This is a genomic window from Sulfurimonas sp. (assembly GCF_041583195.1).
In the GTDB taxonomy this organism is placed as follows: Bacteria; Campylobacterota; Campylobacteria; order Campylobacterales; family Sulfurimonadaceae; genus Sulfurimonas.
Genome location: NZ_JBFHGL010000014.1, coordinates 1 through 18,926 on the forward strand (window position 1 = coordinate 1; position 18,926 = coordinate 18,926).

Annotated in this window: 34 protein-coding genes and 1 pseudogene; 4 read left to right on the plus strand and 31 right to left on the minus strand. The window is 35.6% G+C overall.

The window, feature by feature from the left end; translation table 11 throughout:
• From ABZA65_RS11175 to ABZA65_RS11200, 6 genes and pseudogenes are all read right to left on the minus strand, one after another.
• Positions 1-405 (minus strand): annotated as a pseudogene (locus ABZA65_RS11175) (DNA-directed RNA polymerase subunit alpha); the annotation flags it as partial.
• 24 nt (positions 406-429) lie between these two features.
• The gene (gene rpsD / locus ABZA65_RS11180; protein WP_373073662.1) at positions 430-1,056 is read right to left on the minus strand and encodes a 30S ribosomal protein S4; all 627 of its coding nucleotides are present in this window, start codon (positions 1,054-1,056) and stop codon (positions 430-432) included.
• Positions 1,057-1,067: 11 nt separating this feature from the next.
• Entirely contained in the window at positions 1,068-1,460 is a 393-nt protein-coding gene (gene rpsK, locus ABZA65_RS11185) for a 30S ribosomal protein S11 (protein WP_152306400.1), read from the minus strand.
• 11 nt (positions 1,461-1,471) lie between these two features.
• Positions 1,472-1,834 (minus strand): 30S ribosomal protein S13, encoded by a 363-nt coding sequence (gene rpsM, locus ABZA65_RS11190; protein WP_373073664.1) that lies wholly within the window; start codon positions 1,832-1,834, stop codon positions 1,472-1,474.
• 2 nt (positions 1,835-1,836) lie between these two features.
• On the minus strand, positions 1,837-1,950 hold the full coding sequence (gene rpmJ, locus ABZA65_RS11195; protein WP_152306398.1) for a 50S ribosomal protein L36: 114 nt from the start codon (positions 1,948-1,950) through the stop codon (positions 1,837-1,839).
• Positions 1,951-2,141: 191 nt separating this feature from the next.
• Positions 2,142-2,486, minus strand: coding sequence for a hypothetical protein (locus tag ABZA65_RS11200; protein ID WP_373073667.1), 345 nt, complete (start codon positions 2,484-2,486; stop codon positions 2,142-2,144).
• Between the two features lie 104 nt (positions 2,487-2,590).
• On the opposite strand from ABZA65_RS11200, the gene ABZA65_RS11205 reads away from it, so the two are divergent.
• Positions 2,591-3,850 carry a radical SAM protein gene (locus ABZA65_RS11205; RefSeq protein WP_373073669.1) on the plus strand — a complete coding sequence of 420 codons (1,260 nt, stop codon included), beginning with the start codon at positions 2,591-2,593 and terminating at the stop codon, positions 3,848-3,850.
• A 37-nt stretch (positions 3,851-3,887) separates the two neighbouring features.
• Here ABZA65_RS11205 and infA read toward each other — a convergent pair whose 3' ends face one another.
• From infA to rpsJ, 23 genes are all read right to left on the minus strand, one after another.
• Positions 3,888-4,106, minus strand: a complete 219-nt coding sequence (gene infA / locus ABZA65_RS11210) for a translation initiation factor IF-1 (RefSeq protein ID WP_152306394.1) — start codon at positions 4,104-4,106, stop codon at positions 3,888-3,890.
• A gap of 14 nt (positions 4,107-4,120) precedes the next feature.
• Positions 4,121-4,879 (minus strand): type I methionyl aminopeptidase, encoded by a 759-nt coding sequence (gene map, locus ABZA65_RS11215; protein ID WP_373073671.1) that lies wholly within the window; start codon positions 4,877-4,879, stop codon positions 4,121-4,123.
• Between the two features lie 3 nt (positions 4,880-4,882).
• Positions 4,883-6,145 (minus strand): preprotein translocase subunit SecY, encoded by a 1,263-nt coding sequence (gene secY / locus ABZA65_RS11220; RefSeq protein WP_373073673.1) that lies wholly within the window; start codon positions 6,143-6,145, stop codon positions 4,883-4,885.
• Positions 6,146-6,147: 2 nt separating this feature from the next.
• On the minus strand, positions 6,148-6,546 hold the full coding sequence (gene rplO, locus ABZA65_RS11225) for a 50S ribosomal protein L15 (protein ID WP_373073675.1): 399 nt from the start codon (positions 6,544-6,546) through the stop codon (positions 6,148-6,150).
• A 4-nt stretch (positions 6,547-6,550) separates the two neighbouring features.
• Positions 6,551-6,991 (minus strand): 30S ribosomal protein S5, encoded by a 441-nt coding sequence (rpsE, locus tag ABZA65_RS11230; RefSeq protein WP_373073677.1) that lies wholly within the window; start codon positions 6,989-6,991, stop codon positions 6,551-6,553.
• A gap of 8 nt (positions 6,992-6,999) precedes the next feature.
• Complete coding sequence (rplR, locus tag ABZA65_RS11235) at positions 7,000-7,356, minus strand: 50S ribosomal protein L18 (protein WP_373073679.1); 357 nt, start codon at positions 7,354-7,356, stop codon at positions 7,000-7,002.
• Positions 7,357-7,371: 15 nt separating this feature from the next.
• Positions 7,372-7,908, minus strand: a complete 537-nt coding sequence (rplF, locus tag ABZA65_RS11240; protein WP_373073681.1) for a 50S ribosomal protein L6 — start codon at positions 7,906-7,908, stop codon at positions 7,372-7,374.
• Positions 7,909-7,920: 12 nt separating this feature from the next.
• Entirely contained in the window at positions 7,921-8,316 is a 396-nt protein-coding gene (rpsH, locus tag ABZA65_RS11245) for a 30S ribosomal protein S8 (protein ID WP_373073683.1), read from the minus strand.
• A gap of 69 nt (positions 8,317-8,385) precedes the next feature.
• On the minus strand, positions 8,386-8,571 hold the full coding sequence (locus tag ABZA65_RS11250) for a type Z 30S ribosomal protein S14 (protein ID WP_373073685.1): 186 nt from the start codon (positions 8,569-8,571) through the stop codon (positions 8,386-8,388).
• The gene (gene rplE / locus ABZA65_RS11255; RefSeq protein WP_373073687.1) at positions 8,571-9,116 is read right to left on the minus strand and encodes a 50S ribosomal protein L5; all 546 of its coding nucleotides are present in this window, start codon (positions 9,114-9,116) and stop codon (positions 8,571-8,573) included. Before rplE ends, ABZA65_RS11250 begins: the two co-directional genes overlap by 1 nt.
• 2 nt (positions 9,117-9,118) lie before the next feature.
• Entirely contained in the window at positions 9,119-9,349 is a 231-nt protein-coding gene (gene rplX / locus ABZA65_RS11260) for a 50S ribosomal protein L24 (RefSeq protein ID WP_373073689.1), read from the minus strand.
• Entirely contained in the window at positions 9,349-9,717 is a 369-nt protein-coding gene (gene rplN, locus ABZA65_RS11265) for a 50S ribosomal protein L14 (RefSeq protein WP_373073691.1), read from the minus strand. The genes rplX and rplN overlap by 1 nt, the downstream gene beginning before the upstream one ends.
• Positions 9,717-9,965, minus strand: a complete 249-nt coding sequence (gene rpsQ / locus ABZA65_RS11270; protein WP_373073693.1) for a 30S ribosomal protein S17 — start codon at positions 9,963-9,965, stop codon at positions 9,717-9,719. Before rpsQ ends, rplN begins: the two co-directional genes overlap by 1 nt.
• Positions 9,966-9,975: 10 nt before the next feature.
• Positions 9,976-10,164 (minus strand): 50S ribosomal protein L29, encoded by a 189-nt coding sequence (gene rpmC / locus ABZA65_RS11275; protein ID WP_373073695.1) that lies wholly within the window; start codon positions 10,162-10,164, stop codon positions 9,976-9,978.
• Positions 10,151-10,576 (minus strand): 50S ribosomal protein L16, encoded by a 426-nt coding sequence (gene rplP, locus ABZA65_RS11280; RefSeq protein ID WP_373073697.1) that lies wholly within the window; start codon positions 10,574-10,576, stop codon positions 10,151-10,153. The genes rpmC and rplP overlap by 14 nt, the downstream gene beginning before the upstream one ends.
• Positions 10,577-10,579: 3 nt before the next feature.
• Positions 10,580-11,293: a 30S ribosomal protein S3 gene (gene rpsC / locus ABZA65_RS11285; protein ID WP_373073698.1), complete on the minus strand. Its 714-nt coding sequence runs from the start codon at positions 11,291-11,293 to the stop codon at positions 10,580-10,582.
• A 1-nt stretch (position 11,294) separates the two neighbouring features.
• Positions 11,295-11,612 (minus strand): 50S ribosomal protein L22, encoded by a 318-nt coding sequence (gene rplV / locus ABZA65_RS11290; protein ID WP_152306378.1) that lies wholly within the window; start codon positions 11,610-11,612, stop codon positions 11,295-11,297.
• 3 nt (positions 11,613-11,615) lie between these two features.
• On the minus strand, positions 11,616-11,891 hold the full coding sequence (gene rpsS, locus ABZA65_RS11295) for a 30S ribosomal protein S19 (protein WP_373073700.1): 276 nt from the start codon (positions 11,889-11,891) through the stop codon (positions 11,616-11,618).
• 1 nt (position 11,892) lies between these two features.
• A complete protein-coding gene (gene rplB / locus ABZA65_RS11300; protein WP_373073701.1) occupies positions 11,893-12,738 on the minus strand; it encodes a 50S ribosomal protein L2 in 846 nt (281 codons plus the stop codon).
• A gap of 1 nt (position 12,739) precedes the next feature.
• Positions 12,740-13,021 (minus strand): 50S ribosomal protein L23, encoded by a 282-nt coding sequence (locus tag ABZA65_RS11305; RefSeq protein ID WP_373073702.1) that lies wholly within the window; start codon positions 13,019-13,021, stop codon positions 12,740-12,742.
• The gene (rplD, locus tag ABZA65_RS11310; RefSeq protein ID WP_373073704.1) at positions 13,021-13,635 is read right to left on the minus strand and encodes a 50S ribosomal protein L4; all 615 of its coding nucleotides are present in this window, start codon (positions 13,633-13,635) and stop codon (positions 13,021-13,023) included. Before rplD ends, ABZA65_RS11305 begins: the two co-directional genes overlap by 1 nt.
• Entirely contained in the window at positions 13,635-14,210 is a 576-nt protein-coding gene (rplC, locus tag ABZA65_RS11315; RefSeq protein WP_373073705.1) for a 50S ribosomal protein L3, read from the minus strand. Before rplC ends, rplD begins: the two co-directional genes overlap by 1 nt.
• Before the next feature lie 10 nt (positions 14,211-14,220).
• Entirely contained in the window at positions 14,221-14,532 is a 312-nt protein-coding gene (gene rpsJ, locus ABZA65_RS11320) for a 30S ribosomal protein S10 (protein ID WP_152306372.1), read from the minus strand.
• A gap of 167 nt (positions 14,533-14,699) precedes the next feature.
• Between rpsJ and ABZA65_RS11325 the strand changes: the two genes are divergently transcribed.
• Genes ABZA65_RS11325 through ABZA65_RS11335 form a run of 3 tightly spaced genes read left to right on the plus strand, consistent with a single transcriptional unit; the run spans position 14,700 to position 17,277 of the window.
• Complete coding sequence (locus ABZA65_RS11325) at positions 14,700-15,767, plus strand: ATP-binding protein (RefSeq protein ID WP_373073706.1); 1,068 nt, start codon at positions 14,700-14,702, stop codon at positions 15,765-15,767.
• Between the two features lie 13 nt (positions 15,768-15,780).
• On the plus strand, positions 15,781-16,722 hold the full coding sequence (gene ppk2, locus ABZA65_RS11330; RefSeq protein WP_373073708.1) for a polyphosphate kinase 2: 942 nt from the start codon (positions 15,781-15,783) through the stop codon (positions 16,720-16,722).
• Positions 16,723-17,277, plus strand: a complete 555-nt coding sequence (locus tag ABZA65_RS11335; RefSeq protein WP_373073710.1) for a ribonuclease HII — start codon at positions 16,723-16,725, stop codon at positions 17,275-17,277.
• A 2-nt stretch (positions 17,278-17,279) separates the two neighbouring features.
• On the opposite strand, the gene ABZA65_RS11340 is transcribed toward ABZA65_RS11335, so the two are convergent.
• Together ABZA65_RS11340 and ABZA65_RS11345 are read right to left on the minus strand one after the other, a co-directional pair.
• A complete protein-coding gene (locus ABZA65_RS11340; RefSeq protein ID WP_373073712.1) occupies positions 17,280-18,491 on the minus strand; it encodes a molybdopterin molybdotransferase MoeA in 1,212 nt (403 codons plus the stop codon).
• A complete protein-coding gene (locus ABZA65_RS11345) occupies positions 18,488-18,925 on the minus strand; it encodes a molybdenum cofactor biosynthesis protein MoaE (RefSeq protein WP_373073714.1) in 438 nt (145 codons plus the stop codon). The genes ABZA65_RS11340 and ABZA65_RS11345 overlap by 4 nt, the downstream gene beginning before the upstream one ends.
• Position 18,926: the final 1 nt, after the last annotated feature.

Here is an 18,926-nt window from a genome sequence, read left to right on the forward strand (position 1 = left end):
TTCATTTAATGTAGCCAAATGTGTCTCTGGAGTCACAATTTCAACTGCATCACTATTAAGATCACTCCCTTTTACTTCACATGGACCAGCAAAGCTATAGTTTACTTCAGCTTCCGTCGCTCCATTTAATAACTTAAAGCGAATATCTTTAAGGTTTAAAATGAAGTCCGAAATATCTTCAAGCATACCACGTACTGAGTCAAACTCATGTCTAGCACCCTCAATTTTAATAGCTATTGGAGCATAACCAACTGAGCTACTTAATAAAAAACGGCGAAGTGGGTGAGCTAAAGAGATAGCATACCCTGTTTCAAAAGGGAACGCTATAATGTTAGCTTCATTCTCACTAATCTGTTCTACCTCAAATTCTTGAGGAGCAAGTGGAGTAGTTTTAATTTTTTTCATTCTCAAACGCCTTTGTTTTAATTATTATTTCGAGTAAAGTTCAACGATTAAACGTTCTTCAACTGGAATAACAACCTCTTCACGTTCTGGTAAACGAGTAAAAATACCAAATACCTTCTCAGCATCGATATCAACCCATGGAGCTAAACCAGTTTGGTTTGTAAGTTCCAAAGCGCGAACAACTTGTACGTTTTTCTTGCTTGATTCACGAACTTCAATTTTTTGACCTGGTTTTACACGGTAAGAAGGGATATCCACTTTTTTACCATCAACAAGTAAGTGACCATGTGTCACTAATTGGCGTGCGAAACGACGTGTTGAAGCAAATCCCATACGATATACTACGTTATCAAGTCTTTGCTCGATAAGAGTAACAAGGTTCGTACCTGTATTTCCTTCACGACGTTTTGCTTCTACGAATAATGCACGGAATTGTTTCTCAGAAACACCATACATGAATTTCGCTTTTTGCTTTTCATTGAGTTGTAAACCATACTCAGAAACTTTTTTACGACGTTGACCATGTTGACCTGGACCATATGGACGCTTGTCAATTGCAGATTTTCCTGCTAAACGACGCTCACCTTTTAGGTTAAGGCTTACACCAAATCTTCTTTCGATTTTTTCTACTGGACCTCTATATCTTGCCATCAGTAATCTCCTTAAACTCTACGACGCTTAGGTGCGCGACAACCGTTGTGTGGTAATGGAGTAACGTCTTTCATAAATGTAACACGAATTCCCTCAATTGCACCAACTGATTTTACTGCAGTCTCACGACCACTACCTGGACCTTGTACTTTAATTCCAAGCTCTTTGATACCATGTACTTGTGCTTTTTCAACAGCAGCTTCAACAGCAGCTTGAGCAGCGAACGGAGTAGATTTTTTAGAACCTTTGAATCCTAAAGAACCAGCAGAACTCCAAGCAATCATGTTACCCATCTCATCTGTGATAGTCACTAAAGTGTTATTAAACGATGCTGCGATATGACAGATACCACGAGCAATATTTTTCTTTACTACTTTTTTTCTAACAGCTTTTCTTTTTGCCATAATCTACTTCCTTACGCTGAACCAACAGTTTTTTTCTTACCCTTACGAGTACGAGCATTCGTTTTAGTTTTTTGACCACGACATGGAAGACCACGACGGTGACGTAAACCTCTATATGAACCTAAATCCATAAGTGCTTTAATATCCATTGCAACTTGTTTACGAAGATCACCTTCAACCATGTGGTTATCACGGATTTCATTTGTAATAGCTGCTACTTCTTCTTGAGAAAGTTCGAAAACTCTCTTATTATAGTCAATACCTGTAGCGTCTAATATAAGACGTGAAGTATGTAAACCAATCCCGTAGATGTATGTTAGACCATACTCTACTCTTTTTTTCTTTGGTAAATCAACACCTGATATACGAGCCATAATTACCCTTGTCTTTGTTTATGTTTTGGGTTCTTGCAGATTACTCTTACAATACCTTTTCTTTTGATAACTTTACAGTCATCACACATCTTCTTTACTGAAGCTCTTACTTTCATTGAAAGTCTCCTGTGTGTTATTTCTTTGCTGCTTCTAGGCTAGCTACAATTGTGCTTGCCAATACTTTTATCTACGTATATTTACATAGGTAAAAACACTCTAACTTTTATGTTAAAACAGCAAAGCAGACGCGAATTATACCCAAGTATATTTAAAATTTTTATTAAGCGGTATTGTTAAATTACAAATTCTAATCCCAAATTACACTTACACCATACTCAGGATTTAAACTTATATGCTTGTTGTAGTATGTTTTTTTACCAAATTTTTTACTTATTAGTTCTACCTCTATTGATTCGTCATTCAGTAGATCTTTCATATCTTTATAGCTAAGCCATTTTCCATATCTAGCCAAAGAGTTTTGCCATACACGAAAATCACAACTTGCATCCGCGCGAAGTTCAAACATCTCACCATCCTCAGTAGTCCAATGTGCGTTTGAGCAAGCATACAATTTTACTTTTTTGCCTGATACTTCTTTTTCTCTTACTTCTATCATCCCATCATCACAATAGGGGCATTTACCGAGTATCATATCAACTCCTTTATCATACAAAGTTTATATAGTGTATATTTGCAAAAAAAATTAATAATATTTAAAAATATGTCAAATTGCAAAACTTTCGATAAAATTCCATTATGAATACATATGAAGAAAAATTTACAAAAGCAATCGAAAATACTTTTTTCAATAAGCTCTCTATAGAAGAACAAAATTTTATCAAACATAAGGCTTTTGAACTTAAGTTTTCTCATCAAGATATAAAGCAAATTATAGATATTAGTAGAGATCTTAACTTATGGGATGAAAGAAGTATTATAGATATATTTCCTGCTAATGATCATAAAAAAGCAGTAATTACAAAAATAAAAAAAGATTATGAATTTCTAAAAAACAAACAAAACTCTTATAATAACTTTACACCTCATATTGTAAATTCTGAGCAAAAATTTAAATTTAAAGTAGCAGAAAAACAAGGTTTTGGATTGGGGCTATGCCCTGTAGCAAGTGAAAAGACAAGATGTTGTAATTTACTAACACTTGATGCAGTAGAGAGTTGCGGATTTGATTGCTCATATTGTTCAATTCAGAGTTTTTACAATCAAAATACGATTACATTTGATAAAGGTTTTGCAGAAAAACTAAAAAATCTAAAACTTGAAAAGAATAAAACATATCATATCGGTACTGGTCAAAGTTCTGATTCACTCATGTTTGGAAACCGTGAGGGTGTCTTGGATGCTTTGTTTGATTTTGCCAAAAACAATCCAAACGTGATTTTAGAGTTCAAAACAAAATCAGATAATATAAAATACTTTCTAGATAATGATGTGCCTAAGAACATAATAGTGACTTGGAGTTTGAATACTAAAACAATTATAGATAATGAAGAACACCTTACTGCTTCACTAGACAAACGTATACTTAGTGCTAGAAGATTAGCAGACAAAGGAATAAAGGTTGGTTTTCATTTTCACCCTATAGTTGAGTATGAAAACTATTTACAAGAATATAAAAATATCTATGAACGTTTAATAAATGAGTTTGTTCCTAAAGAGGTTGTCCTTGTTAGTTTTGGAACTCTTACTTTTATAAAACCTGTAATTAAACAACTTCGTGGACGTGATTTTAAAACTAAAATAACACAAATTCCACATATTGATGCGAGTGGTAAGACATCATATCCACTTCAAACTAAAATAGATATGTTCAAATCAGCATATGAATCTTTTAAACCTTGGCAAAATGGAGATGATAAAGTTTTCTTTTATATGTGTATGGAAGATCACGAATTATGGGATAAATGTTTTGGATATAGCTATGCTACAAACAATGATTTCGAATGTGCAATGTTAAGCAGTTATGCTAAAAAATTAAATATGGAATTTTTAGTGTAAAAAGGTAGATTATGCATCTATATTTGATGCAAATCTACTATTTGTATCTGTAAGTGATACGACCCTTGTCTAAAGAGTATGGAGTAAGTTCAAGTTTAACTTTGTCTCCAGGCAGGATTTTGATGTAGTGCATACGCATCTTACCAGCTATGTGACATAATATCACGTGTCCGTTATCTAATTCAACACGAAATGTTGCATTAGGTAAAGCCTCAACAATCTTGCCATCTACTTCGATAACATCAGCTTTTGCCATTTTCTAAACCTTTATTAAATTTTCGATAATATTTCAGCTTTACCGTTTACAACCGCAACAGTATGCTCATAGTGTGAACCGTTCAATCCATCGGCACTAACAACATCCCAACCATTTTCCAAGATAACTTTTGCAGTATCTTTTTGACAAATCATAGGCTCTATACAAAAAACCATTCCGTTTTTAATCTTAGGCCCAGATTTAGCATTACCATGCTCTAGGTAATTTGGTATCTCTGGTTCTTCATGAGGTTTTTTACCAATTCCATGACCACAGAAGTCATAAAGAGGTACAAATCCACGTGAACGAATAGAATTTTCTAGAACTTGTGATAGTTCTTTAAATCTCATACCTTCTTTAATACTCTCAATAGCTTCATAAAGAGATTCTTCAGCACAAGCTATAAGCTTTTTATCTGCTTCAGAGATCTCTCCAACTCCAACTGTTATGGCAGCATCACCAAACCAACCATCAAGCTCAGTACCAATATCGTAACCTATAATATCTCCTTCTTGGAGTTTATAATCGTTTGGAATACCGTGGATAATAACTTGATTTAGTGATGTACATACAGAAGAGGGAAAGCCATAAAGACCTTTAAAAGATGGTTTAGCACCTTGGCTCAAAATATAATCTTCAGCCATAGCGTCTAACTCTTTTAAGGAAACACCTGCTTTGGTGTTTTCTCTAAGAAGTTCAAGAGCGCCGGCAACAATTTTGTTAGCGGCGCGAAGTTTTTCTATCTCTAGCGGTTTTTTTAGCGTGATCGCCATTTTTTATAGACCAACTGCACTTAGAGTTTCATACTTACTCATGTAAATTTGAGCCTCTATTTTTCTCATAGTATCAAGTGCAACTTGAACAACGATTAATACTGCAGTACCACCAAAGAAGAATCCAACACCCATTCCATGAATGATCATGAAAGGTAGTGTCGCTACAAGACCAAGATAAAAAGCACCTGTAACAGTTAAATTTGAAGCTGTTACATTTAAGAACTCTTTTGTAGCATCACCAGTACGAATACCAGGGATAAATCCACCTTGTCTTTTTAGGTTATCAGATATATCTTTTGCATTAAAAGTGATCGATGCATAGAAAAATGCAAAGAAAACAACAAATACAAATGTTAAAAACTGAAAGAAGTAACCATTTGGATTTAATAAATCAGCTATAGCAACAATCGTAGGGTTAGTACTTGATGATAAAACTGTCATAGGAAACATCAAAATAGCAGATGCGAAGATAACAGGAATAACACCTGATAAGTTAACCTTAATAGGTATATAGTTCATCACTCTTTTATTTTGATTTTGCATCATAGTTTTCTTAGCATATGTAACAGGTACACGTCTCTCACCAAGCTCAACGTAGATTATAATACCTACAGTAGCTAAGATTAAAGCCAGTATTGCTAATACAGTTAAGAAACTCATAGCACCAGTGTTAACCATCTCAATAGTTTGTCCAATAGCTGAAGGAATAGCTGAAACTATACCTGCAAAGATAATTAAACTGATACCGTTACCAATACCGTTTTGAGTGATCTGCTCACCAATCCACATAAGAAGCATTGTACCAGCTAGCATAGAAACAGCAGCAAGTAAAATGAAAGTGTTGTGATCAGCTAAAATAGCACTATTGCCGTTTGGTCCAGTTAAACTTTGAAGTCCTACACTTACACCTATAGCTTGAATAATTGTTATAACAATAGTAGCGTAACGAATTATCTGCATGTATTTAACCATACCGTCACGCTCTTTTTTCATCTGACCTAATGGTGCAAAAGTTGCAGCTAAAAGTTCCATGATGATTGAAGCAGTGATATAAGGCATAATACCAAGTGAAATTATAGATAGTCTCTCAACAGCGTTTCCACTGAACATATTAAAAAGACCTAGTGCATCTGATTGATGTGAGTCGAAGAATGAAGCTATAACAGCAGTATCAACGCCAGGAACTGGCACGTATGCCAGTAGGCGGTAAATAAATAAAAACCCGATTGTAATAAGTATCTTATTAACTAGATTTTTATTCACGATTATTTTCCTGTAGTAGTAACGTTGTCGTCTTTAATTTTTGATGCTAAATCTTTTGCAGATGCACCAACTAATTTAACTTTCTCTACAGAAGCAGCTATTTTGTGAACACCACGGATTGATTCCATTGTGATCTCTTCAAGCTCAGCTACTGCTTTGATTTTTTCAACATTAATTACATAAGGTTTAACATTCTTAGAATGGAAACCGATTTTTGGAAGAATCTTCGCTAGTGGTAACTGACCACCAATGAAGTTTCTTTTTCTCTTATAACCTGAACGAGATTTCTGACCTTTTTGACCACGAGTAGCAGTCTTACCCATACCAGAACCTTGTCCACGACCAACTCTTTTAGAGTTAGAAGTTGAACCCTCAGCCGGAGTTAAATTTTCAATACCCATTTGATTATCCTTTTAATTTTGCTAATGCTTCAATAGTAGCACGAACAACAGTATTTGGATTATTTGAGCCAATTGACTTAGTTAAAATATCTTGAACACCTGCTAACTCTAAAACTGGACGCATAGCACCACCAGAGATAACACCAGTACCTTCAGATGCTGGTTTTAATAAAACACGACTTGCATTGAACTTGTGCTCAATATCATGTGCTATTGTAGTACCTTTGATACTAACTTTAGTTAAGTTTTTAAATGCTTCGTCAACAGCTTTTTTGATTGCATCAGGAACCTCTTTAGCTTTACCAGTTCCAAATCCAACAGTACCATTTTTGTCACCAACTACAACTAATGCAGTAAAACGAAATCTACGACCACCTTTTACAACTTTAGTTACACGACCTATATTTACAATTGATTCTTCAAAATCTTCTCTATTGATTTCCATCTTAACCCCTAGAACTTAATTTCGTTTGCACGAAGTGCGTCACCAAATGCAGCAATAACACCGTGGTATTGGTAACCATTTCTATCAAAAACAATTTCAGAGATTTTAGCTTCTTTAAGTTTAGCAGCAAATGCCTCACCAAGTGCAGCTGCACTCTCTTTGTTAGCTTTTTGATTGATAGCTTTTGAATTCATTCCGATAATTGTTGTAGCTGTAGTATCATCTATAGCTTGAACAGTTAAATAACGGTTTGAACGGAACACAGAAACACGAGGAAGTGTAGCACTACCAGATATTTTTGCACGAATACGACGCTTACGCTTTATGCGAGAAGCTAATTTATTTTTTAATACTTTTGCGTTCATCTAATATGCCCTCCTCTATTTAGCCGCTGTCTTACCAGCTTTACGTACAATATGCTCTTCAACATATTTAACACCTTTACCTTTATAAGGCTCTGGCGGACGGAAAGATCTGATTTCAGCTGCACATTGACCAACTAATTGTTTGTCATGACTTTTTAATGTAATCACGTTTTTATCAACTGATGCTTCTAAACCTTCTGGTAGATCATAGTTGATATCGTGTGAAAAACCTAATTGTAAGTTAAGAACTTTACCTTGAACAGCAGCTCTGTAACCAACACCGTTGATCTCAAGTTGTTTTTGGTAACCTGCAGTTAAACCAGTTACAATGTTTTGAGCTAGTGCACGGTAAGTACCCCAGAATGCTCTATCTTGTCTCTCTTGAGATTTTGTTGCAAAAGTGATGATGTTTCCATCTATATTGAAATCAACATTTCCTTTTGTATCTAAATCAACGCTTTTGTTACCTTTAGAGAAAGTGATAACATTACCATTTGCACTAACTTTTACATCAGCTGTACAATCTACTGGGTTTTTTCCAATTCTTGACATGTTATCTCCTTCCTACCAAATAGTACACATTACTTCACCACCGATACCAAGCTCGTAAGCTTTATCGTTAGGAAGAACGCCTTTAGATGTAGATACTACAATAGTACCGTAACCATTTTTGAAACGTTTGATCTCATCTTTACCTTTGTAAACACGTCTACCAGGTTTAGATACTCTTTTCATTTCATTGATCACAGTGTTACCGTTATCATCATACTTTAATACAACCTTGATAGTTTTTTTAATACCGTCTTCAATAACGTTACAACTATCAAGATAACCTTTTTCTACTAAAATGTTAGCTAAAGCTTCAACACTCTTAGAGTGAACAAGTGTAGTAACATCTAGTTTTCTCATACCAGCATTACGGATACGAGTTAACGCATCTGATACTAAATCATTAATCATTTTTAAATTCCTTATTCTGCAAGTCTTACGACTGCTATTGTTAGGAGTTTCAAACTGAGAGGCTTTTGCCTACCAGCTTGACTTTCTAACACCTGGGATCATACCTTCATTTGCCATTTTTCTAAAACAAACACGACAAATACCAAAGTCTCTTAATACTGAATGTGGACGACCACAGATTTGACATCTTGTATATCCACGAACTTTAAACTTAGGTTCACGTGCCGCTTTAGCGATCATAGACTTCTTAGCCATTAGTTACTCCCTTTAGTAAAAGGCATACCTAATTTCTCTAATAGAGCAAATCCTGCCTTATCATTTTCAGCTGTAGTTACAACTGTAATGTTCATACCGTGGATTTGCATAATTGAGTCATATGTAATCTCCGGGAAGATTAATTGCTCTTGCAAACCAAAGTTATAGTTACCACGACCATCAAAACCATTTCTTGGAACACCACGGAAATCTTTCACACGTGGAAGAGCTATAGAAACTAAACGATCAAAGAAGTTATACATGTTTTCACCACGAAGAGTAACACGTACACCAACCGGCATACCTTCACGAACTTTAAAACCAGCTACTGATTTCTTAGCGATTACTGTAGATGCTTTTTGACCAGCTATCTTAGTAATAGTGTCTTCTATGTTTTGGATAAGCTTGTTATCTTTCATTGCAAAACCAGCACCAACAGAGATAACAATTTTTTCTAATGCAGGAACTTGCATTACGTTAGCTATCTCAAGATCTTTTTGAAGCTCAGCTTTTAGGCCTAAATATTTTTCTTTCATACGAGCCATAATTACGCCTCCACTTTACGAACATTTGAAACATCTATTGGCATCTCTTTATTAACGTGTCCGCCTTTAGTGTTTTCTTCAGTTGGTTTTACAGCTTTTTTAGCAACTTTACAACCCTCTACTATTACCTTGTTTTTCTTAGGTAATACAGCTAGTACTGTTGCTTTTGTACCTTTATCATCTCCAGCGATAATCTCTACAGTATCGCCTTTTTTGAAATTAAACTTTGCCATTAAACAACCTCCGGTGCAAGAGAAACGATTTTCATGAAACCAGCGTAACGTACTTCACGAGCAACAGGGCCGAAAATACGAGTACCGATTGGTTCTCTCTTGTCATCAAGTATAACAGCTGCATTGTCATCAAAACGGATAAGAGAACCGTTTTCACGGTGAACCTCTTTAGCAGTTCTAACGATAACAGCTTTTACAACTTTACCTTTTTTAACTTTAGCAGTTGGAGTCGCTTTTTTAACAGAAGCAACGATAACGTCACCTACTCTTGCATAACGACGCTTAGAACCACCAAGCACCTTAATACACATAATCTCTTTAGCACCTGTGTTATCAGCTACATTTAAACGAGTAAAACTTTGGATCATTACTCTGCTCCTTTTACCACTGATTTAAGTCTAAAAGATTTAGTCTTAGATAATGGACGACATTCTACAGCTACAACCTCGTCACCAACTTTTAGTTCATTGTTCTCATCATGGATAAGATAGTTTTTGAACTTTTTAACAACTTTGTGGTAACGTGGGTGCATTACACGGCGCTCAACAACGATAGTTGCTGTTTTGTTACCTGCAATTTTTACTACATTACCTTGAATTTCACGTTTATGTGTCATCTACAAACCCCTACTTCGCTGCTGCAGTGATAGCAGTGTTAATGCGTGCAATATCTTTTTTAGCAACTTTAAGTTCACTAGTATTTTGTAATTGCATCATTTGTTTTTTTATCTTAAGAGTGAAAAGCTCAGTTTTCTTCTCTTTTAACATTGCCTCAAGCTCAGCTACTGTTTTATCTGCTAAATCAGAATATTTCATTGCTCATCTCCGCAGTAATAATTTTAGTTTTGAACGGTAACTTGTGTTGTGCTAAAGTTAAAGCTTTACGAGCTAACTCTTCATTTACACCAGCCATTTCAAAAATGATACGACCAGGTTTGATGTTCATAACATACTGATCGATTGGACCCTTACCTTTACCCATACGTACTTCAAGAGGACGTTTAGTTAACGGTTTAGCAGGAAAAACACGTATCCAGATCTTACCTTGACGATTAATCGCACGAGTAGATGTGATACGAGCAGCCTCAATTTGACGTGAGTTGATACGACCTGCTTCTACTGCTTTAATAGCAATAGAACCAAAAGAGATCTTGTATCCACTACGAGCATAACCACGGTTACGCCCTTTCATCATTTTACGGTATTTAGTTCTTTTTGGCATTAACATAGTCTATTCCGCCTTTTCACTATTTTCACGACGCGGTTTTCTTGTGCGACGCTCTTTTTTCTCTTCTTTAGCTTCTGCAGGGATACCTTTTGTTAGTACCTCACCTTTGAAGATCCATACTTTGATACCGATAATTCCGTATGTAGTATGAGCTTCAGCGAAACCATAATCGATTTTAGCACGTAGAGTATGTAAAGGAACACGACCTTCTAAGTACCACTCAGTACGAGCCATTTCAGCTCCACCAAGACGACCACTTACAGATACTTTAATACCTTTAGCACCACTTCTTTGTGCATTTTGCATAACTTTTTTCATCGCACGTCTAAACGCAACACGACGCTCAAGTTGAGTAGCAACATTCTCAGCAACTAATTGACCAGAGATGTTAGCTTTTTTCTCTTCTTTAATGTTTACCGAAATAGCTTTTCCGATAAGCTTTTGAAGATTGTTTTTAAGTTTCTCAATGTCAGCACCTTTTTTCCCGATGATGATACCAGGGCGAGCTGCAACGATAGTTACACGAAGACGCTTAACAGTTCTTTCAATGATGATGTTAGAAACACCAGCATAGTATAACTCTTTCTTTAAATATGTACGAATCTTGTGATCTTCACCTAAAGCTGCTGGAGCAGTTTTAAAGTTAGGAAACCATCTGCTCTCCCAGTTACGGTTGATTCCAAGACGTAAACCAATAGGATTAACTTTTTGACCCATTCTATTTACCCTCTACTTCTACTAAGATATGTGCTGTTGGTTTTCTAATACCTGAAGCCATACCACGAGCACGTGGACGGAAACGTTTTAGTACTGGACCATTGTCAACACGACATGATGTGATTGTACAATCTTCAGCTTCGTTACCACTATTAGCTACTGCAGATGCAACAACTTTAGAGATAATTTTAGCCGCTTTGTTTGGAGTGAATTCTAAAGCTGCAAGTGCTTCTTCAGCATTCATACCTTGAATCTCTCTAGCAATTAGACGAGATTTAATTGGTGATACACGAATAAATTTTAATAATGCTCTAGCCATGCCTTACCCTTTCTTCTGAACTGAGCCCTTGTGGCCCTTGAATGTACGAGTTGGAGCGAATTCACCAAGTTTATAACCAATGTGATTCTCTGTAACGAATACAGGAACGAATTGGCGACCATTGTGAACATTTAATGTTAAACCAACGAAATCAGGAAGAACCATAGATCTTCTTGACCAAGTTTTTATAGGTTTTTTATCACCGCTTTCTTTAGCTTTGATAACTTTTTTCATTAAATGATCATCTACGAAAGGACCTTTTTTAACTGAACGAGCCATATTATCCTACCCTTTTAGCATTTGGTTTACGACGAGTAATAATTAATTTATCACTTGCTTTTTTACGACGAGTTTTAGCACCCTTCGTTGGTTTACCCCAAGGAGTAACTGGGTGACGACCTGAATTCGTTTTACCTTCACCACCACCATGCGGGTGATCAATTGGGTTCATCGCAGAACCACGAGTTTGAGGACGAATACCCATGTGACGAGTACGACCAGCTTTAGCGAATACGATGTTAGAGTACTCTTCGTTACCAACAACACCACAAGTAGCTAAACACTCACCAAGTACTAAACGCATCTCAGATGAAGGCATACGTAGAGAAACATATTTACCATCACGACCCATAATTTGAGCAGATGTTCCAGCTGAACGAACCATTTGTCCGCCTTTACCAGTTTTAAGCTCAATGTTGTGTACTAATGTACCAACAGGGATGTTTTTAAGTTTCATTGTATTACCAGGCTTAACGTCTAATCCACCTTCAGCAGATTGAACTTTATCACCTACATTTAAACCTTTTGGTTGAATGATATATCTTTTTTCACCGTCAGCGTATGTAATTAATGCAATACGACAGTTACGGTATGGATCATACTCAATCGCACTTACTGTACCTGGAATATCAAATTTATTTCTTTTGAAATCGATGATACGATAAAGTTTCTTAGCTCCACCCTCTTTATGACGAGAAGTGATACGACCATTGCTGTTACGACCAGCGTGAACAGGAAGCTTTTTAAGAAGTGAACGAACACTTGCTTTAGCTGTAATGTCAGAGCTATCAATATTTGTATAAAAACGACGAGATGGTGTTATCGGTCTATAAGTTTTCATTGCCATGTTACACCGCCAAACTTTCTATTTGTGCACCTTCTGGTAATTTAACATAGAACTTTTTGAAGTCATTTTGTTTACCAGGTACACCACGGAAACGTTTAACTTTTCCGCTTTGATTAAGTGAGTTTACATTTGTTGGAACGATTCCAAAGTACTCACGAAAAACCTCTTTAAGACCAGTCTTAGTCATACGAGGAGATGTTTGTACAACGATTACACCATCTTCTTGCATTCCAAGAGTCTTCTCTGTATACATAATAGATTTAATATCTGTAATATCAGCCATTATTTCGCCTCACCTACTAGAGTTTCCCATACTGCTTTTTCGATCACGATTGAACGATAGTTTGCAGCTAAGTATGCGTTTAATTCATTAGACTCGATAACATAAGTATCAGCAATGTTTTCAAACGCTAAAAAAGTTTTTTCATCTAATAAAGACTTAACAAAAAGAGTATCTCTTTGACCAAGTGCTTTAAACATTGCGTATGCGTCTTTAGTTTTACCAGACTCAACTGCGATGCTGTCTACGATGAATAGACTACCATTTTGTGCATGCTCATTTAAAGCAAAGTTTAAAGCAAGTTTTTTCTGCTTTTTATTTACTTTTAAATCATAGTTACGGTTGTTTTGTGAACCAAAAGCTTTACCCCCGCCTACGAATACTGGAGAACGACGTGAACCAGCACGTGCACGTCCACCACCTTTTTGAGCCCATGGCTTCTTACCACCACCTCTTACGTCACTTCTACCTTTTGTAACTGCTGTATTAGCACGTGCAGCTGCTTGAGCCGACTTTACATATAGGTATAAGTTATGAGGGTTAATACCTGCGAAACTCTCTGGTAGTGCTAACTCAGATGCTTTTTCCATTTTTTCATTTAAAACGATTGCGCTCATTATTTAGCTACCTTTACACGACCTAATGATCCGTTTGCACCAGATACTGAACCTAAAACAGCGATTACACCATTTTCAGCATCGAAAGAAACGATTTCATTTTTAACACTATTTTGTACATTTCCGTATTGTCCAGGCATCTTACGCCCTTTCATTACACGACCTGGCCACTCAGCATTACCGATTGAACCTGTTCTACGACCAAATCTGTGACCGTGAGATGCAGGACCACCACCAAAGTTCCAACGCTTCATAGCACCAGAAAAACCGCGACCTTTAGTTGTGAAAGTAGATTTTAAAACTTTAGCTTCTGCTAATGGAGTTAAATCTAAATCACCAGCTTCAGTGTTTGCTACTTCTAAAGTAACAAAACGGTTGAACTCAGATGAAAGGCTATACTTCTTTTGTTGACCTTCAATTGATTTATTCATTTTTTTACCGCTATTGTAAGCTACAATTGCAGTGCCATCGTTTACTTCACATACTTTAGCATCAACTACTTTTAATAAAGTAACTGGTTTACTTGGTACGTTAATTGTACGGCTCATACCGATTTTTTCAACTATAAATTCCACGATGTTCTCCTTACTTATCCATAGAACGTACTTCTACGTCTACTTCTGGTGCTAAGTCAAGTTTCATTAATGAATCAACAGTCTCTGGAGTAGCAGAAACGATATCGATCATTCTAGCGTGCATACGAATTTCAAATTGCTCACGTGAACTTTTGTTTACGTGTGGTGATTTTAAAACTGTATATTTACGAATTTTTGTTGGTAAAGGTATTGGACCACGGATAACCGCACCAGTACGTTTAACAGCCTCTACGATTGACGCTACTGATCTATCTAATACACGATGATCGTAAGCTTTCAATTTCAAACGAATTTTTTCCATAATTTTCCTTCTAAAGAACTCGTTAGCTATTTAATTTTTTGCGTGCTAACTATTTAAGGGAGCGGAATTATACCGAGATTGTTTCTGATATTCAAGGATTTAGGGGGTAAATTTTAAAATATTCTAAATTTTATTTCCTTTTAAAAAGGAAGTGCTAAAATTACACTATGCAAAATTTACTTGAAGAATTTTATAAAACCGATCTTATTGTTAATAAATTTCAATTTAGAAAACTGTTTTTAGAAGAAGATATCAGTTATCAAATAAATGGTATATCTCAGGTTGGAAAAACAAAGTTAGTAAAAAACTACCTTTTAACTCTAAAAAAAAATACCTATTTATATATAGATTGCTCTGATGTAAGAATAGAACTGGATGAGTTTAACAAATATATCTCTTCTTTTTGTATAGAGAATAAGATAGATATACTTGTGTACGATAACTATATAGAAGAGTTTAAAATTCCAAATGTATCTCAGCTTATCATAACATCTGAAGTACCTATAGATAATGAGTACCTTACAAGTGTAACACTTTATCCTCTGGATTATGAAGAGTTCTTAGCTTATGAGCACAAATACGATTCAACAGCTCTTAATCATTTCTTTCAGCTTGGTGCTTATCCAGCAATGCATAAGATCAACTCTGATGAGAGAAACATATATATACAAAAAACACTATCTTACACTTTGGATGCCCAAGAGTTTGAGATTTTAAAAATATGTGCAAGAATGAACTCTTTGAAGTTATCGCCTTTTTCTATATATGAGAGGCTAAAACAAATTCAAAAAGTATCAAAAGACAAACTATATAGAAGCTTTGATAGCTTGGTAGCAAAAAACTATATACATTTACTATATAAATACAATCATAAAAAAGCTACAAAAAAAGTATATCTGTGCGATATATCATTAAAGTCTGCACTTGTAAGTCAAAAACACTTTGGCAGACTTTTTGAGAATATGCTATTTTTGGAGTTGTTAAAACACAAACATGAAATGTTTTATGATGATGGTATAGATTTTTATCTGCCTAATGACAGTGAAATAATCCTTTCTATGCCTTTTGCAGATGAAAGAAGTTTATTTAAAAAAGTGGAAAGTTTAGAAGCTTTTATAGTAACAAACGGTATAACTCAAGTTACTGCGATCACTATGAATAATGAAGCAATCATATCTCATCCTTTTTCAAGGATAGAAATGATACCATTTGATATATGGGCATTAGGAGACTAAGAGGAGGCTTAATATGGGTTCTAAAAGAAAAATGGTTGAAGATGCACTTGAGGGTGCAAAAGATAAATCTGAATTTGTTCATCCTGATAGACGTAAAAAAGAGGTTGAACAACTTTTAGAAGATGAAAAACGCAATAGCGGTAAAAAGAAAAAACGTGTACCGGTATGGATAAAAGAAGAGGTCTTAGATTATGAAGATGAGCTTCGTATGCTTCAGATCGAACTTCTTAAGATGCAAAACCATGTTAAAAAACACGGTCTTAAAGTTCTTATGATCTTTGAAGGTCGTGACGCTGCCGGAAAAGGTGGTACTATAAAAAGGGTAATAGAACACCTAAATCCACGTGGTGCAAGAGTTGTTGCACTAGATAAACCAAGTGATAAAGAAAAAACTCAATGGTATTTTCAACGCTATGTACAGCATCTTCCATCAGCAGGAGAAATAGTATTGTTTGACAGAAGTTGGTATAACCGTGCCGGAGTTGAGAGAGTTATGGACTTTTGTTCTCAAGAGGAGCATTCAGAGTTTTTACATGAGGTACCTGAGTTAGAGAAAATGCTTGATAACTCTGGAATTCAAATTTTCAAATTTTACTTCTCTATAAGTAAAGAGGAACAAGGTAAACGTTTTGACAAACGTAAAACTGATCCACTAAAACAATTTAAACTCTCAGATGTAGATCAAAAAGCACAAGATCTATGGGATGACTACTCGATGACAAAATATTCTATGCTGCTTGCTTCACATACCGATCATGCACCATGGACTGTTATAAAGTCAGATGACAAGAAAACAGCACGTATAAATACCATAAAGCATATACTCTCTAATATGGATTATGAGAAAAAAACCAAATCTAAAAAACTAAAAGTTGATTCCAAAATAGTTATTCCTGCAAATATAGAGATACAAACTATGCAAAACAGTATGTCACTTACAAGAGATAGCAAATAGATGTCTCTTTGTGGCATAGATGAAGCAGGTCGTGGTCCGATTGCAGGTGATCTGGTAATGGCAGGATGTATATTAACGGGCAGTGTAGATGGTTTGAATGATTCTAAAAAGCTTACTGAAAAAAAAAGAGAAGAGTTATTTGAGATAATAATACAAAATTCTACATACCATGTTGTAAAGTTTTCAGCTAAAGAGATCGATGAAAATGGTATTTCTAAGTGTCTTAGTTTAGGACTAAAAGAGATTCTTGATTCACTCGATGCAAAAAACTATCTATTTGATGGGAACTCAACTTTTGGCGTAAACAATCTTGAGACAATGGTAAAAGCAGATGGAAAAGTAGAAGAGGTAAGTGCAGCTTCTATAATTGCAAAAGTTACTCATGATCGAGATATATTAGAACTTGCTAAACAATATCCACAGTGGGAATTTGAATCACATAAAGGTTACGGGACTAAAAAGCATATAGAACTTATAAAAAAATACGGATACAGTCCTATCCACAGAAGAAGCTATAAAATAAAAGAGCTGCGAGAGCCTAGTCTATTTGGATAGTTTTAAAAGCTATCCAAAAGTATCACGTTTACAAAAGTACCCTCTTCCAGATCTCCGTCCTCTTCTCCGGTTATCATCAAAGCACTCTCGTTTAAAAGGTTAATAAGTATCGCAGAGCTTCCAACTTTTTTATCTTTAAAGTTTACATAATACTCACCGTCTTCCAATACAACATTACAAGCTGTAAACTCTGTAGCCTTACTTCTTTTTTGGAAATCTTGTGCTAATTTTGCTTCTATAATTTTGTACGGATGTTTCTTACCAAGCATTTTAGACACAAGAGGAAGTCCATAAAGTATAGCTGTTACTGTTGATGAGTAAGCAAAACCAGGAAGTGCAATAATAAACTTATCGCCTTTTTGTGCTACAAGTATATGGCGACCAGGTTTTATAGCTACACCTTTAAAAACAATCTCAGCACCAAGGCGTGGAACTATATCTTTTACAAAATCATAATCACCTACACTAACTCCACCAGTACTTACAAGTATGTCTACACCATCAAGAGCAGATTCAAATGTACGCATAATTTTATCTTTGTCATCACCAACTGTTCCAAGTTGTACAGCTTCAGCTCCTGCTTGCTCAAATAAAGCTGCAAGTGTATAGTTGTTAGAGCTTCTTATTTGCGCCGGATTATCACTTTCCTCTCCAAGGTCAAGTATCTCACTACCAGTTGATATTACACCGACACGAGGTTTAAGTGCTACCTTAACCATAACTTTATTCAACGCTGCCATAACACCAATCTCAGCAAAACCTATCTTTGTACCTTTTTTAATAAGTACATCTCCTGCTTCATAGCTCTCAGCAACAGGACGAACAGATGAGTTTAAAGATACTTTTTCGTTTATGATTATTTTGTCGTCTTCTACAGATACATTTTCTATTTGGATCAGAGTATCTGCACCCTCTGGCATTTTTGAACCTGTAAAGGTCTTAATACACTCTCCGCTGTTTATAACTCTTGTTTCATCTTTTCCTGCTGGATTATCACCTAATATATAGATGCTCTCAAGTTCTTGATCTGCATGCTTAATTGCATAACCATCCATAGATGCTGTCGGGAATCTTGGCTCACTGTATTTTGCGACGATATCTTCAGCTAAAATAGAACCTAAAGAACCGTTAAGAGGAAGATTTTGTGTTTTTGAACTATTTACTTTAAGTAGTTCGAGCATGTTTTGACTTGTTTCATAGTTTAATAAACTCATGACAATAATCCACTCCCTTTTATTGCAGTTGAACGATCTTTTGCATAGATACGTTTACCGTCTTTTAAATCATACTTCCAAATTGGAGCCGATGCTTTAAAATCTTCTACAAATTCGTCTATAAACTCTAGTGCAACTCTTCTCTTAGGTGAAAAAACAGCAGCTATATATGATGATTCATGAAGCATCACATCACCACGAGAATGTGCCATTTTAATGATCGCACCTTTGGCTTTAGCTTTTTGTACCCAGGCTTCATACCATGATTCAAGTATTGGCTCATATACATCAAAACTTAATCCGTCTATGTTATCTTCATCACGGATCGTACCTATAAAAGGAATATATGCACCGTAGTTACTCTTTTCCTCTTCTTTATACCATCTCTCTAGTATTGCAGGCACATCTAAAGATCCGTCGTATAACTCTAACATC

Bases quoted from the DNA above. Each gene is read 5' to 3' on its own strand.
- ABZA65_RS11335 (WP_373073710.1), top strand. From the start codon at position 16,723: ATGTCTCTTTGTGGCATAGATGAAGCAGGTCGTGGTCCGATTGCAGGT.
- rpsH (WP_373073683.1), bottom strand. From the start codon at position 8,316: ATGATTAATGATTTAGTATCAGATGCGTTAACTCGTATCCGTAATGCT.
- rplO (WP_373073675.1), bottom strand. From the start codon at position 6,546: ATGGGTATTGAAAATTTAACTCCGGCTGAGGGTTCAACTTCTAACTCT.
- rpsD (WP_373073662.1), bottom strand. From the start codon at position 1,056: ATGGCAAGATATAGAGGTCCAGTAGAAAAAATCGAAAGAAGATTTGGT.
- rplR (WP_373073679.1), bottom strand. From the start codon at position 7,356: ATGAACGCAAAAGTATTAAAAAATAAATTAGCTTCTCGCATAAAGCGT.
- rplD (WP_373073704.1), bottom strand. From the start codon at position 13,635: ATGAGCGCAATCGTTTTAAATGAAAAAATGGAAAAAGCATCTGAGTTA.
- infA (WP_152306394.1), bottom strand. From the start codon at position 4,106: ATGGCAAAAGCTGATGTTATCGAAGTAGATGGCAAGATTGTTGAGGCT.
- rplF (WP_373073681.1), bottom strand. From the start codon at position 7,908: ATGTCAAGAATTGGAAAAAACCCAGTAGATTGTACAGCTGATGTAAAA.
- rpsM (WP_373073664.1), bottom strand. From the start codon at position 1,834: ATGGCTCGTATATCAGGTGTTGATTTACCAAAGAAAAAAAGAGTAGAG.
- rplN (WP_373073691.1), bottom strand. From the start codon at position 9,717: ATGATCCAAAGTTTTACTCGTTTAAATGTAGCTGATAACACAGGTGCT.
- rplB (WP_373073701.1), bottom strand. From the start codon at position 12,738: ATGGCAATGAAAACTTATAGACCGATAACACCATCTCGTCGTTTTTAT.
- ABZA65_RS11345 (WP_373073714.1), bottom strand. From the start codon at position 18,925: ATGTTAGAGTTATACGACGGATCTTTAGATGTGCCTGCAATACTAGAG.
- rplX (WP_373073689.1), bottom strand. From the start codon at position 9,349: ATGGCAAAGTTTAATTTCAAAAAAGGCGATACTGTAGAGATTATCGCT.
- rplE (WP_373073687.1), bottom strand. From the start codon at position 9,116: ATGGCTCGTATGAAAGAAAAATATTTAGGCCTAAAAGCTGAGCTTCAA.
- rplP (WP_373073697.1), bottom strand. From the start codon at position 10,576: ATGTTAATGCCAAAAAGAACTAAATACCGTAAAATGATGAAAGGGCGT.
- rplV (WP_152306378.1), bottom strand. From the start codon at position 11,612: ATGGCTAGAGCATTATTAAAATTTATTCGTGTATCACCAATTAAATCT.
- ABZA65_RS11325 (WP_373073706.1), top strand. From the start codon at position 14,700: ATGCAAAATTTACTTGAAGAATTTTATAAAACCGATCTTATTGTTAAT.
- ABZA65_RS11250 (WP_373073685.1), bottom strand. From the start codon at position 8,571: ATGGCTAAGAAGTCTATGATCGCTAAAGCGGCACGTGAACCTAAGTTT.
- ppk2 (WP_373073708.1), top strand. From the start codon at position 15,781: ATGGGTTCTAAAAGAAAAATGGTTGAAGATGCACTTGAGGGTGCAAAA.
- ABZA65_RS11200 (WP_373073667.1), bottom strand. From the start codon at position 2,486: ATGATACTCGGTAAATGCCCCTATTGTGATGATGGGATGATAGAAGTA.
- ABZA65_RS11305 (WP_373073702.1), bottom strand. From the start codon at position 13,021: ATGGCTGATATTACAGATATTAAATCTATTATGTATACAGAGAAGACT.
- rpsK (WP_152306400.1), bottom strand. From the start codon at position 1,460: ATGGCAAAAAGAAAAGCTGTTAGAAAAAAAGTAGTAAAGAAAAATATT.
- rpsQ (WP_373073693.1), bottom strand. From the start codon at position 9,965: ATGACACATAAACGTGAAATTCAAGGTAATGTAGTAAAAATTGCAGGT.
- map (WP_373073671.1), bottom strand. From the start codon at position 4,879: ATGGCGATCACGCTAAAAAAACCGCTAGAGATAGAAAAACTTCGCGCC.
- ABZA65_RS11340 (WP_373073712.1), bottom strand. From the start codon at position 18,491: ATGAGTTTATTAAACTATGAAACAAGTCAAAACATGCTCGAACTACTT.
- rpsC (WP_373073698.1), bottom strand. From the start codon at position 11,293: ATGGGTCAAAAAGTTAATCCTATTGGTTTACGTCTTGGAATCAACCGT.
- rpmJ (WP_152306398.1), bottom strand. From the start codon at position 1,950: ATGAAAGTAAGAGCTTCAGTAAAGAAGATGTGTGATGACTGTAAAGTT.
- ABZA65_RS11205 (WP_373073669.1), top strand. From the start codon at position 2,591: ATGAATACATATGAAGAAAAATTTACAAAAGCAATCGAAAATACTTTT.
- rpmC (WP_373073695.1), bottom strand. From the start codon at position 10,164: ATGAAATATTCTGATTTAGCAGATAAAACAGTAGCTGAGCTTGAGGCA.
- rpsE (WP_373073677.1), bottom strand. From the start codon at position 6,991: ATGGAAATCAATAGAGAAGATTTTGAAGAATCAATTGTAAATATAGGT.
- rpsS (WP_373073700.1), bottom strand. From the start codon at position 11,891: ATGGCTCGTTCAGTTAAAAAAGGTCCTTTCGTAGATGATCATTTAATG.
- rpsJ (WP_152306372.1), bottom strand. From the start codon at position 14,532: ATGGAAAAAATTCGTTTGAAATTGAAAGCTTACGATCATCGTGTATTA.